11 protein-coding genes are annotated in these 13,868 nt (G+C 71.7%); 4 read left to right on the top strand and 7 right to left on the bottom strand.

Annotated elements, in window-relative coordinates; all coding sequences use genetic code 11:
• Nucleotides 1-10: 10 nt before the first annotated feature.
• Nucleotides 11-1,444 (top strand): fused MFS/spermidine synthase, encoded by a 1,434-nt coding sequence (locus ACQEVZ_RS27400; RefSeq protein WP_425552144.1) that lies wholly within the window; start codon nt 11-13, stop codon nt 1,442-1,444.
• On the opposite strand, the gene ACQEVZ_RS27395 is transcribed toward ACQEVZ_RS27400, so the two are convergent.
• From ACQEVZ_RS27395 to ACQEVZ_RS27375, 5 genes are all read right to left on the bottom strand, one after another.
• Nucleotides 1,431-2,177: an NmrA family NAD(P)-binding protein gene (locus tag ACQEVZ_RS27395; protein WP_433371485.1), complete on the bottom strand. Its 747-nt coding sequence runs from the start codon at nt 2,175-2,177 to the stop codon at nt 1,431-1,433. The two genes, ACQEVZ_RS27400 and ACQEVZ_RS27395, sit on opposite strands and share 14 nt — an antisense overlap.
• 83 nt (nt 2,178-2,260) lie before the next feature.
• Nucleotides 2,261-3,952, bottom strand: a complete 1,692-nt coding sequence (locus tag ACQEVZ_RS27390; protein WP_344501008.1) for a VWA domain-containing protein — start codon at nt 3,950-3,952, stop codon at nt 2,261-2,263.
• A gap of 239 nt (nt 3,953-4,191) precedes the next feature.
• A complete protein-coding gene (locus tag ACQEVZ_RS27385) occupies nt 4,192-4,989 on the bottom strand; it encodes an endonuclease/exonuclease/phosphatase family protein (RefSeq protein ID WP_433371482.1) in 798 nt (265 codons plus the stop codon).
• A 3-nt stretch (nt 4,990-4,992) separates the two neighbouring features.
• The gene (locus tag ACQEVZ_RS27380; RefSeq protein WP_433371479.1) at nt 4,993-5,613 is read right to left on the bottom strand and encodes a hypothetical protein; all 621 of its coding nucleotides are present in this window, start codon (nt 5,611-5,613) and stop codon (nt 4,993-4,995) included.
• Entirely contained in the window at nt 5,613-6,608 is a 996-nt protein-coding gene (locus ACQEVZ_RS27375; RefSeq protein ID WP_433371476.1) for a hypothetical protein, read from the bottom strand. Before ACQEVZ_RS27375 ends, ACQEVZ_RS27380 begins: the two co-directional genes overlap by 1 nt.
• 191 nt (nt 6,609-6,799) lie before the next feature.
• Between ACQEVZ_RS27375 and fabG the strand changes: the two genes are divergently transcribed.
• From fabG to ACQEVZ_RS27360, 3 genes are read left to right on the top strand one after another with little or no spacing between them, the layout of a single operon-like run.
• Nucleotides 6,800-7,561: a 3-oxoacyl-ACP reductase FabG gene (gene fabG / locus ACQEVZ_RS27370; protein ID WP_344501000.1), complete on the top strand. Its 762-nt coding sequence runs from the start codon at nt 6,800-6,802 to the stop codon at nt 7,559-7,561.
• On the top strand, nt 7,558-8,781 hold the full coding sequence (locus tag ACQEVZ_RS27365; protein ID WP_433371473.1) for an acyl-CoA dehydrogenase family protein: 1,224 nt from the start codon (nt 7,558-7,560) through the stop codon (nt 8,779-8,781). Before fabG ends, ACQEVZ_RS27365 begins: the two co-directional genes overlap by 4 nt.
• Nucleotides 8,778-9,845, top strand: coding sequence for an acyl-CoA dehydrogenase family protein (locus tag ACQEVZ_RS27360; RefSeq protein ID WP_433371470.1), 1,068 nt, complete (start codon nt 8,778-8,780; stop codon nt 9,843-9,845). The genes ACQEVZ_RS27365 and ACQEVZ_RS27360 overlap by 4 nt, the downstream gene beginning before the upstream one ends.
• Nucleotides 9,846-9,880: 35 nt before the next feature.
• Here ACQEVZ_RS27360 and ACQEVZ_RS27355 read toward each other — a convergent pair whose 3' ends face one another.
• Both ACQEVZ_RS27355 and ACQEVZ_RS27350 read right to left on the bottom strand, forming a co-directional pair.
• Entirely contained in the window at nt 9,881-10,336 is a 456-nt protein-coding gene (locus ACQEVZ_RS27355; protein ID WP_344500994.1) for a MaoC family dehydratase, read from the bottom strand.
• A 108-nt stretch (nt 10,337-10,444) separates the two neighbouring features.
• On the bottom strand, nt 10,445-13,618 hold the full coding sequence (locus tag ACQEVZ_RS27350) for a S8 family serine peptidase (protein ID WP_433371467.1): 3,174 nt from the start codon (nt 13,616-13,618) through the stop codon (nt 10,445-10,447).
• Between the last annotated feature and the right edge of the window lie 250 nt (nt 13,619-13,868).

Below are 13,868 nucleotides of genomic sequence, written 5' to 3'. Positions count from 1 at the left end.
TGCTAGAGCGGTGGATGCCGCGACACCCCTCAATAACCGCATCGCCGCCGGTCTGGTGTTCCTGACCAGCGGTGCCGTGCTCGTCCTGGAGATCGTCGGGCTGCGGCTCGTCGGGCCGTACGTCGGTGTGACGCTGTCGAGCAGCACCGCGATCATCGGTGTGGCCTTGGCCGCGATCGCGTATGGCGCGTGGACCGGTGGCTGGCTCGCGGACCGGCGGGGCGACCCGCGCCGGCTGTTGTCGCCGTTGTTGCTGCTGGGCGCCGCCGCGACGGCCGCGACGCTGCCGATCGTCCGGGTGGCCGGTGCGTGGCTGCGCGACGCCGGGCCGTCGAGTGTGCTGCTGCTCGCGGCGATGGCCTTGTTCGTGCCGGCGGCGTTGCTGTCGGCGGTGACCCCGCTGGTGGTGAAGCTGCAGCTGGCCGATCTCGCGCACACCGGGAGGGTGGTGGGCCGGCTGTCCAGCGTCGGCACGCTCGGCGCGATCACGGCGACGTTCGCGACGGGGTTCGTGTTGGTGGCCACCGTGCCGACGAGCGTGATCCTGCTGGTCCTGGCGGGTGTGCTGGCGCTTGCCGGCTTCGGCTTCGGCGGGTACTGGCGGCGCACCGGCAACCTGTCGGCGGCCGCGGCGTTCGTCGTGATCGGCGTGCCGCTCGGCATCGTCACCCCTTCCCCGTGCGACGTGGAGACCGCGTACACGTGTGCCGCCGTCGGCGAGGACGGGGGTGAGGGGCGCGTCCTGTTCCTCAACGGTGCCCAGCACTCCTATGTGGATCTCGGCGACCCGAAGCATCTGGAGTATGCGTACACCCAGTGGATCGGGTCCTATGTGGACGGTCTGCCGGCGGGTCCGCTGGATGTGCTGCATGTGGGTGGTGGTGGGTTCACGCTGCCGCGGTACGTGGCCGCGACCCGTCCGGGCAGCGACAACCTCGTCCTGGAGCTGGATCCGGCGCTCGTCGAGCTCGACCGGCGGCGGCTCGGCCTGCGGACGGGTCCGCTGCTGCGGGTCGAGACCGGTGACGCCCGCGCGGGTCTGCGCCGCCAGCCGTCCGCGTCGCGTGACCTGGTCATCGGTGACGCGTTCGGCCATCTCGCGGTCCCGTGGCATCTCACGACCCGCGAGCTGGTCACCGACGTCCGGCGGGTGCTGCGTCCGGGTGGTGTCTACGCGCTCAACGTCATCGACGGTCCGGCCCGCCGCTTCGTCCGTGCCGAGGTCGCGACCATCGCCGCCGTGTTCCCGTTCGTGACCCTGGTGGCGCCGCGGCCCGCGTTGCGGGGCGAGACCGGCAGCAACTTCGTCGTGTTCGCTTCCACGTCGCCGGTACGGGCGATGCCGGACTCCCTGACCGGCGAGGAGCTTCGCGCGTTCGTCGGCGGAGCGCGGGTCCTGACCGACGACTACGCGCCGGTCGACCAGCTGCTCACCTGGGACTGAGCGGTTTCGGGTCCCGTCCGGTCAGGTGCCGTACGTCGTCGCTGACGGTCGCGAGTTCGCCGGCGGCGATCGCCTCGTAGGAGCTGACCCATCCGGCGACCTCGAACGCCGGCGCCCCGTAGTGCGCCCGCGACGCGTAGGCCTCTTCGACGGTCTCGGGGACGTAGGTGAGGCCGAGCCTGGCCGCGACCTCGTGCATGGTCAGCGCCTCGGGCCCGGTGAGCTCGTAGGTCCGTCCGTCGTGCCCGTCCTGGGTGAGTGCCGCGACGGCGCTCGCGGCGATGTCGTCGTAGGCGACGGCGGCGAGCCGGCCGTCGGCCGCGGGGCCGCGGATGACGCCGTCGGGGCCGGCGAGCATCGGCAGCATCTCCTGGTAGAGGTTGTCGCGCAGGAAGGTCCAGCGCAGGCCGGTCTGCCGGATGTGCTGCTCGGTGTGCCAGTGGTCCCGGCCGAACGTGAAGGTGCAGTCGGGTGCGGCGCCGGCGAACGACAGGTACACGATCCGCTGGACGCCGGCCGCGACGGCCGCGTCGACGGCGCTGCGGTGCTCGGCGACCCGGTCGCCTGACTCGCGCGCCGAGACCAGGAACAGCGTCCGGACCCCGTCGAGCGCCTGCCGCATCCGGCCGGTGTCGCCGTATTCGGCGTCCTTGCGGGTCAGCCCCCGCGCCTCAGGAACCCCCGCCGCGACTCGTCTGCCGACCTGCCCGGACGCCCCGGTCACCGCGATCACACACCCAGTATGCGCCGCCGCCCCGCCGTGATCCCGTGCGGTGCGGGATCGTGGCGGGGCGGTGAGCCGGACGCGGGTAACAGCTACTTGGGCTGGGCGGCCTGGCCGCGTAGCGAGATGGCCTGGAGGAAGATGTCGCCGATCTTGGCCGGGTCGGGGGCGACGAAGGTGCCGCCGCCGACGGCGTCGGTGATCTGGCGCATGGCGCCCTCGCCGACCTTGTCGCCGATGCCGATAAGGATGACCTGGATGGGCTTGGCCGGGTCGGCGGTCGCCTTGAGCTCGGCGATCAGCTGCTCGAGGGAGAGGCCGCCGGCGGGGTCGTCGTTCTCGCCGTCGGTCATGACGATGAGGGAGTTGATCCGGCCCTGGTCCCAGCCGCTCTGCACGGCCTTGTAGCCGGCGAGGATGGTGTCGTAGAGGGCGGTGTCGCCGTTCTGCTTGGGGCGGATGCCCTGCAGCGCCTGGAGGCACTGGTTGCGCTGGCTGACCAGCGGGCCGATGGGGACGAGCTGCTTGTAGTCCTTGGCGCCGTCGAGCTGGGTGGAGAAGGTCCACACGCCGAGGGCCCAGGAGTCGTCGAAGAGCTGCATGCCGCGGCGGGCCGCCTCGAGGGTCACCGTCATGCGGTCGGCGCCGCCGGCGGTGGGGACCTTCGTGAGCATGGAGCCGGACACGTCGATGACGGCGAGCATGCGGGCCGGGAGGGTGATCGCCTGCCACTTGGTGAGCAGGCCTTCGATGGCGGCGGCGTCGGGGACCTGGCCGGCGGTCAGGGAGGTGGGTGCGCCGGTCGGGGTCTGGAAGCCCTTGCCGGCGACGCCGTCGGAGCCGCGGAGGCCGATCGCGCCGAGCCGGTCCCGGAACTGGTCGCCGCCGAGCACCTTGAGCAGCTGTTCGGCGGCGGCGGTGCGTTCCTTGCTGAGGATGACGAACGGGTAGTCGAGGGCGAGCGGCGCGGGCTCGGCGTAGATCGCGGCGAGGCGGACCGGCGGCTGCTGGGCGTTGTACTGGATGACGGCCTGCTCCGACAGCGGCGCGACGGTCAGGCCGGCGCTGAGTGCCTGCGGGTCGGAGCCGCGCGGGAACTTCTGCATGAGGTCGTCGCGCAGGGAGGACCGGCCGGCGGCGAGCGCGCGGAGGGCGGCGGTCGCGGTCTGCGTGGCCTGGGTCTGGTTGCCGCCGGCGGAGGCGGTCGCGGCGGCGGCGAGGGTCATCAGGCCGGCGAGGCCGGTCGAGTCGCGGCTGGGCTCGACGATGCCGAGCTTGACCTTCTGGTCGCCGGCGACCTTCCCGATCAGGTCGGTGTACTTGATTTTCGTCTGGGGCCAGCCGAAGGAGGTGGTCGCGATCGGCTCGGGGACGGCGACGACGATGGGGCTGCGGGCGATCGACTTGGCGTCGGCGGGGAGGCCGGCGGGGTTGACGGCGCGGAGGCGCTGGAGCCACAGGGACGAGTCGGGCACCCACACGTCGGGGATGCGGGTCTTGCCGTTGGCCTGGCCGACGCCGGTCAGGGACTTCTTCGAGGTGGCGGCGATCGCGGCGGCGACGTCGGCGGACGCGGCCTCGATGACCTCGACGTCGACGCAGCCGTCGCCGGTCTTGGCCTGCGCGGACCAGTCGGCGACCTGCTGCTTCAGCGCGGGCGCGATGTCAGAGGGTGCGCTGACCGTGAGCTTGGTGGACGCACCGCACGACGGCTGGGAGTACTTCCGGAACGCATACCAGCTGCCGGCGAGGACTACGAGCACGGCGACGGCGGCGGCGCCCATCTTGAGCGCTGCGCCTGACGACCCCGCTGAGCGGTGGCGACCTTTCACGGCTCTTATCCTCCGGACCGGCGGCCTCTGCGGCCTTGTACCTTCGGTTGGAAATCACTGACGGTACGCATCCCAACAAACGAACGCCCAATCTACAAGGCACCGAAGAATCGTAGTTATCCGAACACGGTTCGCAATCGTGCCGGGACAAACCGCCGCAAGCAGGCATTCCGCTCGCACTTAAATCTGCCCTAATCGATCTTCAGCGTGCCCGGGCGGTCACGGAGTGTCACAACCAGCGGCCGGTGGTCGGAGAACGGCACCGCCGGGGCCGCCACCCGCAGGACCCGCGGGAGGCGCTCGATGCCGCGCCCGTCGGCCAGCACGTGGTCGAACTGCACGCGTGGCGCCGGTGCCGGGAAGGTCGGCAGGCGCGCGAGCCGGTGCCAGCCGGAGAAGAGCCGGGGCAGCCCGCCGGGGAGGTTGAGGTCGCCGAGGAGCACGCGCGGTGTGGGCAGCGGCCGCAGCGCCCGGCGGACCAGCTGGAGCTGCCGGACGTTCCAGCCGGGGACGAAGGACAGGTGGGTGGTGGCGACCGTCACACGCCCGGCGGGGGTTTCGAGCACCGCGGCGATCAGGACCCGCGGCTCGTCGTCGAGGAACAGCAGCTGGGGTCCGGCCAGCAGCGGTGAGCGCAGCGGGGCGGCCGGCAGGCGGGTCACCCGCCAGTCGACCACCGGATACCGGCTCACCAGCGCGACGCCGTAGTGCGGGTCGGTCCCGTCCTGGTCGCCGTCGGTCGCCGTCCGGAAGCCCTCGCCGGGGGTGCCGACCACCGCCGGCACGAACAGGACGTGCCCCGCACCCAGGGCGTCGGCCGCGATCGCGGCGAGGTCGGCGTGGCCGCTGCGGTGCTGGCCCCGGTCGACCTCCTGGAGCCCGAGGACGTCGGTGTCCAGCGCGGCGATCGTCGCGTGGACGCGGCCGGCGTCGACCTGCCCGTCGGCGAGAGACCGCCCGTGCATGAGGTTGAACGTGCCCAGCCGCATGCCTCATTGTGGCCGCCGCAGCTTCCGCACCGCCGCCTTGGCGATCGTCTCGGTCTCGGCCCGGTCCACCTCCGGCTGGCCGAAGTGCACGAGGGTGCAGGTCGCGCCGCCGACGCGGACGACGAGCAGGTAGCCGCCGAGGGTGTAGGCGTCGTCGCCGGCGCCGCCGGACGCGGCCATCCTGACCGCCGCGGACTCGTCGCCGAGGCTCGGCAGCCCGGCGTCGGTCACCGTGACGCTGGTCGTCCCGCCGCCGGGATCGGTGTCCGTGAAGGCCGCACACCGGGTGCCGAGCTCCCGCAGTACATCCACCGCATCCGGATCCGCGGAGACCTCCTCGGCGAGGAAGGGCCCCGCGGAGCCGCCCTCGAACCGGACGCCGGTGCCGCCCCCGCGGAACCGGTCGATCAGGGCGCCGCAGCCGGCGACGCTGACCGTGCTGTCCCCGCTGACCTCGGGCTCCACCTGCGGCGGGCTGGTCACGTAGCCGTCGGGCAGATCCTCGACGGCGAGCAGCGCGCCGCCGGTGGCCGAACGCGAAGGCTCCGGCCCGACAGGTGTCGGACCGGAGCCACACGACGCCAGCGTGAGCGCCAGCGCGATGCCGAGCAGGTGTCTGGTCATCAGGCCTGAACGGTCGGCTGCGAGCCCTGGTGCAGCGGGGTCCGCGCGCCGGTGGCCAGGTCGACCGCGGTCACCCAGGAGTGGCCCTGGTGCGACGCGGTGAGCACGCCGGTGCGGGCGCCCGCGTAGACCATCTCGCGGTCGTCGGCGGCGCCGATCTGGTGCCGGTTGCCGCCGTCGGCGTCGGCCTCGGTGACCCGCACCGCGGTGCCGTCCTCGGTGTAGGTGGTCCAGGTGACCTTCCGGCCGTCGGGCGACCAGGCGGGGACGACGCCGAAGCCGCTGGTGCCGCTGCCGCCACCGCCGTAGTAGTCGATGGCGCGCTCGGTGCCGGTCTCGACGGTGCCGACGCTCAGGCAGTTGTCGGCGATCGACTCGCACTCGCCGCCCCGGAACGCGATCTTCGTGCCGTCGGGCGACCAGGCGACCGCGTCGTCGGTCCGCAGGCGGTCCACGAGCTTCACCGGGCCGGCCTGCTCGGTTGCCTGCTCGGTGATGTACGCGACCTCGGGGACGGCCTGGTCGCGGCAGGAGGCGGGGAAGAGCGGCTGCGACGCGGCACCCTCGGGGCCGTCGGCCGCGACGCGGAAGACGCCGGGGCCGCCGGTGCACGACAGCGCGGCGTAGGCGATCCACTTGCCGTCCGGGGACCACGAGGCGCCGCCGGAGACCCGGTCGCTGACCTGGCGCTTGCCACTGCCGTCGGCGTTCATCACCCAGACCGTGTTGTTGTGCAGGTACGCGAGCTTCGTGCCGTCGGGGTTGAACCGCGGCCGGGCGTTGACCTCGTCCTCGGTGAGGCGGACCTCGCTGTAGCCGTCGCTGCTGTAGATGACGCCGGCCCGCACGTAGGCGACGGCCTTGCCACCGAAGGCCGCAGAGGAGGCGCCGGCGGGAGCGGCGGAGGCGGTGGTCGAACCGATCATCGTCCCGAGGCCCCCCAGTGCGGCGAAACCGGCCAGCGTGACTGCCTTCTTGATCGTGTTGCCGTTCATCCGTGCCCCCCGTGGTGCCGTCTCTTCCGTGTGACGCTGAGACCATCGGCGCAACCGTGCCGCACCTGAACGGTTCCCCGCCGGGAACTTGCGGGAAATTCCGCCAATCGGACATTTGGCGCGGGCGGTGTGAACAATCTGCACTTGCAGTGCCTTTTCAGGACCGTGTCTCACGGGTGAGGATCGGAGGTATGACTGACACACAGGCCCGCGTGGCGATCGTGACCGGCGCGGCCCGCGGCATCGGCGCCGCGACCGCCCTCCGACTGGCCGCCGACGGGCACGCCGTGGCGGTGCTCGACCTGGACGAGGGCGCCTGCAAGGACACTGTCGAACAGATCCAGGCCGCCGGCGGGCGCGCCCTGGCCGTCGGGGCGGACGTCGCCGACGCACAGGCCGTGGCCGCCGCCGTCGACCGGGTCGCCGGCGAGCTCGGCCCGCCGCTGGTCCTGGTCAACAACGCCGGGGTGCTGCGGGACAACCTGCTGTTCAAGATGAGCGACAGCGACTGGGACACGGTGATGGGGGTGCACCTGAAGGGTGCGTTCCTGATGAGCCGGGCCGCGCAGACGCACATGACGGCGGCGAAGTTCGGCCGGATCGTCAACCTGTCGTCGTCGTCCGCGCTCGGCAACCGGGGCCAGGCCAACTACTCCGCCGCGAAGGCCGGGCTGCAGGGCTTCACGAAGACCCTGGCGATCGAGCTGGGCCCGTTCGGCGTCACCGTCAACGCCGTCGCGCCCGGATTCATCGCGACCGACATGACCGCCGCGACCGCCGCCCGGGTCAAGGTCGACTTCGAGGCGTTCCAGCAGGCGGCGGCCGAGCGGATCCCGGTCCGCCGGGTGGGCGTGCCGGCGGACGTCGCGCACACCATCTCGTTCCTTGCGAGCGAGGGTGCGGGCTTCGTGTCCGGGCAGGTCATCTACGTGGCCGGAGGCCCGCTCAATTGAACCCGACATCGCAGCCGACATCGCAGCCGGCGGACCTGGCGAGGGAGTTCCTCGCCGCGCACGACCCCAACGCGCTCGACCCGCGGGACTTCCTGCGGGCCCGGTTCGACGCCGGGCTCGCGTGGGTGCAGTTCCCGGAAGGGCTCGGCGGGCTCGGCCTGCCGCGGGAGGAGCAGGCGGCCGTCGAGGACGTGTTCGCCGCGGCGGGCGCCCCCGACAACAACCCGCGGCGCATCGGCATCGGCCTCGGCATGGCGGCCCCGACGATCCTGCGGCACGGCACCGACGAGCAGCGGCGGCGCTGGCTGCGCCCGCTGTGGACGGGCGAGGAGGTGTGGTGCCAGCTGTTCAGTGAGCCCGGCGCCGGATCCGACCTCGCCGGCCTCGGCACCCGCGCGGTCCGTGACGGCGACGGGTGGGTCGTCGACGGCCAGAAGGTGTGGACGTCGATGGCGCACGAGGCGCGGTGGGCGATCCTCATCGCCCGCACCGACCCGGCCGTGCCGAAGCACCAGGGCATCACGTACTTCGTGCTCGACATGACCGCGCCCGGGGTGGAGGTGCGGCCGCTGCGCCAGGCCACCGGCGAGGCCGAGTTCAACGAGGTGTTCCTGACCGGCGTCCGGATCCCCGACACCGACCGGCTCGGCGCGGTCGGCGAGGGCTGGGCGGTCGCGCAGACCACGCTGATGAACGAGCGGGTCGCGATCGGCGGCGGCGCGGCGCCCCGCGAGGGCGGCGGCATCGGCATCGTCGCCGACCTGTGGCGGGAGCGGCCCGAGCTGCGGACCCCGGCGCTGCACGACGCGCTGCTGCGGCTGTGGGTCGAGGCGGAGGCGGCCAGGCTCACCGGGATGCGGCTGCGCCAGCAGCTGTCACGCCCTCCCGGCAGCTCCCGGCTGCTGGCGGCCGGCCAGCCCGGCCCGGAGGGGTCGGCGGCGAAGCTGCTCTTCGCCCGGCTCAACCAGGAGATCTCCGGCCTGGAGCTGGACCTGCTCGGCGAGGAGGGGCTGCGGCACGACGAGTGGACGATGCGGCGCCCGACCATCGTCGACTTCTCCGGCCGGACCGCCGGGTACCGGTACCTCCGCGCGAAAGGCAACTCGATCGAGGGCGGCACGTCGGAGATCCTGCGCAACATCGTCGCGGAGCGGGTCCTGGGGCTGCCGCCGGAGCACCGGCTCGACAAGGACGTCGCGTGGAAGGACCTGCCGAAATGACCGATCTGCTGTACAGCGACGTCGAGGAGGAGCTGCGCTCCAGCGTGCGCGCGCTGCTGGGCGACCGGGCCGGGTTCGAGGCGGTGCTGGCGAGGATCGAGTCGGCCGAACCCGTCGACCTGAAGCTGTGGCGGTCCCTGGCCGTCGACCTCGGGGTGGCCGGGCTGCCGGTGCCCGAGGCGGCCGGCGGCGCGGGCGCGTCGTGGCGGGAGACCGCGGTGGTGATGGAGGAGCTCGGTCGCAGCGTCGCGCCGGTGCCGTTCCTCGGCAGCTCCGTCCTGGCGGTGGCCGCGCTCACCGGCACCGGCGACCCGCTGCTCGACGCGGTCGCCGCCGGCAGCCGGACGGCGACCCTGGCGGTGCCGCTGTCCTGGCGGACCTCGCAGCCGTGGACCGTCACCGCCGGGGGTGACCGGCTGGACGGCACCGTCACCAGCGTCGTCGACGCCGCGGCGGCCGATGTACTGCTGGTGCCTTCCGCCGCGGGGCTCTACGCGGTGGACGCCGCGGCGGCGCGCCGGGTGCCGGTGGTCAGCTTCGACCTGACCCGGCCGCTCACCGACGTCACGTTCGCGGGCGCGCCGGGGCGGCTGGTCACCGCCGACGCGGCCGGTGCCGTGGACCGGGCGCTGCTGGCCGGGGCGGCGCTGCTCGCCTCCGAGCAGCTCGGCGTCGCGGACTGGTGCCTGACGACGACCGTCGAATACGTGAAGACCCGGCGGCAGTTCGCCCGGCCGGTCGGCTCGTACCAGGCGGTCAAGCACCGGCTCGCGGACCTGTGGGTGAGCGTCACGCAGGCCCGCGCGGTGGCCCGCTACGCGGCGGGCTGCCTCGCGACCGGCGACCCGGACCTGCCGGTCGCGGCGGCCGTCGCCCAGGCGTTCTGCTCCCCGGTGGCGGTCAAGGCCGCCGAGGAGTGCGTGCAGCTGCACGGCGGGATCGGCTTCACCTGGGAGCACCCGGCGCACCTGTACCTGAAGCGGGCCCGCGCCAGTGCGGCGACGTTCGGGTCGGCCTCCGCCCATCGCACGGCGTTGGCCGACCTGGTGTCGCTGCCGGGCTGAGTCCGGGCCGAGTCCGGGCTGAGTGAGGTGTCGCGTTACAGGAGGAGCCGGGTCAGCGACTCGGCGACGCAGACCGGCTTCTCCTGGCCCTCGCGCTCGACGGTCACCTTGTTCTTCAGCTGCAGCCAGCCCTCGCCGATGTCCTCGGCGGACAGCAGCTGCACCGTGGCGCGCACCTTGGACCCCACCGGCAGCGGCGACGGGAACCGCACCTTGTCCAGGCCGTAGTTGATGCCCATCCGGGAGCCTTCCACCCGGTACACGCCGGAGACCAGGACCGGCAGCAGCGACAGGCTCATGAAGCCGTGCGCGATGGTGGTGCCGAACGGTCCGGCCGCGGCCCGCTCCGCGTCCACGTGAATCCACTGGAAGTCGCCGGTGGCCTCGGCGAACAGGTTGATGTGCTCCTGGGTGATCTCCCGCCAGTCGCTGTGGCCGAGGACCTCGCCGACTGAAGCCAGCAACTCGCCGCCGTTCGCAAACGTTCGCATACCCCTGATCCTGCACAGCAAGTGCAACATCCGTCAACGACGGGCGGCCGGCCCCGTGGCTCGGGACCGGCCGCCTTTGTCACCAGGACGTGCCTTGCAAGGGCGCTGTTACGTGCCGATGCGGTTGAGCTTCAACGTCACGCCGATGTCGGTGTTGACGACGGTCGTGCCCGGGACGGCCGGGGTGACCACCGAGGTGGAGACCCTGCCGGTGCCGGGGAGCAGACCCTTCACCGTGACCGTGTAGGACGTCGACGCGCCCGGCACCGGGTCGGTGCTGGTCACGTAGAGGTCCGTGCTCGGCAGGGTGTTCACGGGCAGGCCCTGACCACCGTTGCCGTACGCGTTCTCGGCCCCGACGACGAGGTTCTGCCCGGCGGGCAGCGCACCCATCGTCCCGAAGTCGTAGGACATCGCGATGTCCTGCGGACCGCCCGAGCCCAGCCAGACCTGGAAGCGGCGCTGGTTGAGCGTGCCGAAGTCGTTCACCCGCCACTCGACGACCGTCCAGGTGCCGACGCCGTCGGTGAGCACGTTGATCAGCAGACCAGTCGCGCCCGTGCCGTCGAGGTCGGTCCAGAACGGCGCGAGGACGTTGTTCGGCTTCGCGGGGTTCGGGATCGGGGTGATGTCGCAGCAGTTGTTGTTCTCGCGGCTGTCGTCACTGCCCGGGTACAGGTAGCCGTTCGAGTCGACGGTGAGCGAGGAGTACTCGACACCGTTGTACTTGAACGACGGCACGTTGAACGTCGTCAGGTCCTCGTCGCCGACCGGGGTCACGAGCGTGCCCCCGAACAGGTCGAGCGGGATGTACCCGGCGATGGTGCCCGGGGCGATCGACGGCGTGCCCGGGATCGCGCCGGCGAGCGACGCGCCCTTCTTCTCGGCCTTGAACGGGTTGACCACCGTGGCACCGTTCGCGCCGACGACCGGAAGGTTGATCGTGGACGTGGTGGTGAAGTCCGCCGTGGTGTCGTTGAAGGTGTTGTTCGTGGCCTTCACGGTGCAGGTGCTGTTCTGCAGCAGCGTCAGCGACGGCGGCGTGCAGGACTGCGTCACCGTGATGTCACCCTGCTGCGGGACGAACGCCACCGGCAGGTGCAGCGCCGGCACGCTCGAGCTGACCGGCTTCAACCGGACCTCACCGAAGTACTGCGCCTTGGGGGCGTTGGACTTGATGGTGATGTTGATGGTCGCGGTCTCCCCCGCCTTCACGGTGAAGATCGCCGGGGACACAGTGATCGAGGAGCCGGCCGGCGAGGTCGCCTCGGTCCTGTAGGTCTGCGTCTTGCCGGAGACGTTCTTCGCCGTGCGGACCGCGGTGAGCTTGCCCGGCATGACCGGGGCGTTCACCGACGGAAGGTTGATCTGCACCGCGTTGACCGGGTCGTTGCCCAGCGCGTACATCCGGTCGGCCGTCTCGTCGAACGTGAGACCGGGGTTGGCCGCGAGGTTGACCTGGACCCGACCGGCGCCGAGATCGAACGGGTCGGCCGGAGTCGTCCCGTTCTCCTTCTTCACGTTGGTCGTCGCCGTGGTCATCAGCGAGGACTTGATCTGACCCGGGGTGAAGTCCGGGTGGGCCGCCTTCTCCAGGATGGCGGAGCCGGCGATGTGCGGCGACGACATCGAGGTGCCCGCGATCGCCATGAAGTACTGGCCGGGCGGGCCACCGGCCGCGTCGTCCAGGACCGGCGTCTGGCCGGCCAGGATCTGCACGCCGGGGGCGGAGATGTCGGGCTTGATGAACTGGCCGCCGGGGCCACGCGACGAGAAGCTCGCCATCGTGTCACCGGTGCCGATGACCTTCGTGCCCGCCGTGAACGACGCCTTGTTGCCGGCGTGGGCGGCCATGAAGGCCAGGAAGCTGGTGCCGTCGGCGAGGTGCACCGTCGGGAGCCAGTGGTTGTCGCTCAGCGCGTCAGCGGGCGTGGCGTTGTACAGGATCATGCCGGCGGCACCACCCTGCCGCACGTTGAAGCCCTTGATGATGCGGCCGGGGCTGCGCTCACACGCGACGACCTTGCCGACGAAGATGCCGGGCGGGGCCGGCACGGTGCAGGTCGGGTTGTTGTACGGCGGAGCCGACGCCATCACGATCTGCGTGGGGGTGCTGACACCCTGGGTGATCGAGACGCCCTTGAACGTCGCCGAGGTGCCGTCGGTGGATGCGACGGTCAGGACCGACTCGAAGGAACGCTTCTGGGTCGACGCCGCGACGGTGGTGACCCAGCCCGACAGGTGGTCGGTCGTGGACGCGCCCGGGCCGGAGTTGCCGGCGGAGGCCGCCACGAAGACGCCGGCCTTGTAGGCGTCGAAGAACGCCAGCTCCACGATGTCGGTGTACGGGCTCGCGCCACCCGAGATCGAGAAGTTGATGACCTTGACGCCGTCCTTGATCGCCTGGGCGACCGCGGCGGCCGAGTCGGTGCCGTAGCAGCCGGTGGCGCCACAGACCTTGTACACCGAGACCCAGGCGCCGGGCGCGACGCCGTTGATCGGCCCCCGCTCGACACCGAGGACGTTCGCCGACGCGACCGGGTTACCGGCGGCGGTCGACGCGGTGTGGGTGCCGTGACCGTCGGAGTCGCGGGCGGTGTACCCGAACATCTCCATCGGCTGCAGCGCGTTGTAGGTGTCAAGGAAGCCCTTGCCACCGATGAGCTTGTTCTGGCAGACGAACGGGTCGGCCGCCGGGGTGAGCGGGTTGTCGCCGAAGTCGCAGGCACGCGGCGTGCCGTCCGCCTTCGCGGGCGGGGCGCCGAGGTTGCCGTTGTCCGCGAACGACGGGTGCTCCGGCCACACGCCGCTGTCGAGCGAGCCGAAGATGACGCCCTTACCGGCGTTCGGCTTGCCGCCGAGCGACGGGTAGACCTGGTCGGCACCGATGAAGCTGGTGCTGGAGTCGGTCTGCGGGGCGCGTGCGGCGTCGGACTGGACCGCCACCACGTTGTCGAGCGTGAGGATCGCGCCGATCTTGTTCGCCGGCACCGACATTGCGATACCGCCGTAGACGGTCCGCAGCTTCTGGCCGACCTTGGCGTCCGGAACCTGCTTCTGCAGCTGCCCGAGGAACTTGTCCTCAATTGCCTTGATGCGGCTTTCGTAACGCTGTTCCGCGGTACTTCCGGAAAGCGCCTTACCGGTGACTGACGGGCTCGTCGCCTCATATCCGGCAATACCGCCGGCATAGGTCGCGGTCGAGTCGTAGTCGAGCTTCACCGCAATCGGCAGCCGGGTGCTGTCGGTGCGGTTGAGCAGGGACTGGTCGGTCTTTGCCATGCGACTCGTGGGTGACTTCGCGGCCGAGCTCTGCTTGGCCAGCGACGCACCCGGCACCGATGTCAAGCTGCCGCTCTGCACCGGTGCTGCCTGACTCGGGCTTGCCGAGACGATCACGAGCAGTGGCGGAACGAGTGCTGACGCCATTGCGGCGCGCACCCATGTCCGTCGGCTCATCATGCCCCCTCTCAGGACGGGCTGTGTCCGAAGGGTTGTTACTGACTCCCCCGTGGTGCTGCTCCGGCGTGGC

The sequence above is a fragment of the Dactylosporangium sp. CA-152071 genome (genome assembly GCF_050936335.1).
Taxonomy (GTDB): domain Bacteria; phylum Actinomycetota; class Actinomycetes; order Mycobacteriales; family Micromonosporaceae; genus Dactylosporangium; species Dactylosporangium maewongense.
Note: the sequence above shows the minus strand (reverse complement) of the source record. Positions and strands in the feature narration are given on the sequence as shown.

What these genes read in the sequence shown, in the direction of transcription:
- ACQEVZ_RS27355 (WP_344500994.1), bottom strand. Translation starts at nt 10,336, where the DNA reads ATGCGAACGTTTGCGAACGGCGGCGAGTTGCTGGCTTCAGTCGGCGAG.
- ACQEVZ_RS27360 (WP_433371470.1), top strand. Translation starts at nt 8,778, where the DNA reads ATGACCGATCTGCTGTACAGCGACGTCGAGGAGGAGCTGCGCTCCAGC.
- ACQEVZ_RS27375 (WP_433371476.1), bottom strand. Translation starts at nt 6,608, where the DNA reads ATGAACGGCAACACGATCAAGAAGGCAGTCACGCTGGCCGGTTTCGCC.
- ACQEVZ_RS27390 (WP_344501008.1), bottom strand. Translation starts at nt 3,952, where the DNA reads ATGGGCGCCGCCGCCGTCGCCGTGCTCGTAGTCCTCGCCGGCAGCTGG.
- ACQEVZ_RS27380 (WP_433371479.1), bottom strand. Translation starts at nt 5,613, where the DNA reads ATGACCAGACACCTGCTCGGCATCGCGCTGGCGCTCACGCTGGCGTCG.
- fabG (WP_344501000.1), top strand. Translation starts at nt 6,800, where the DNA reads ATGACTGACACACAGGCCCGCGTGGCGATCGTGACCGGCGCGGCCCGC.
- ACQEVZ_RS27385 (WP_433371482.1), bottom strand. Translation starts at nt 4,989, where the DNA reads ATGCGGCTGGGCACGTTCAACCTCATGCACGGGCGGTCTCTCGCCGAC.
- ACQEVZ_RS27350 (WP_433371467.1), bottom strand. Translation starts at nt 13,618, where the DNA reads ATGGCAAAGACCGACCAGTCCCTGCTCAACCGCACCGACAGCACCCGG.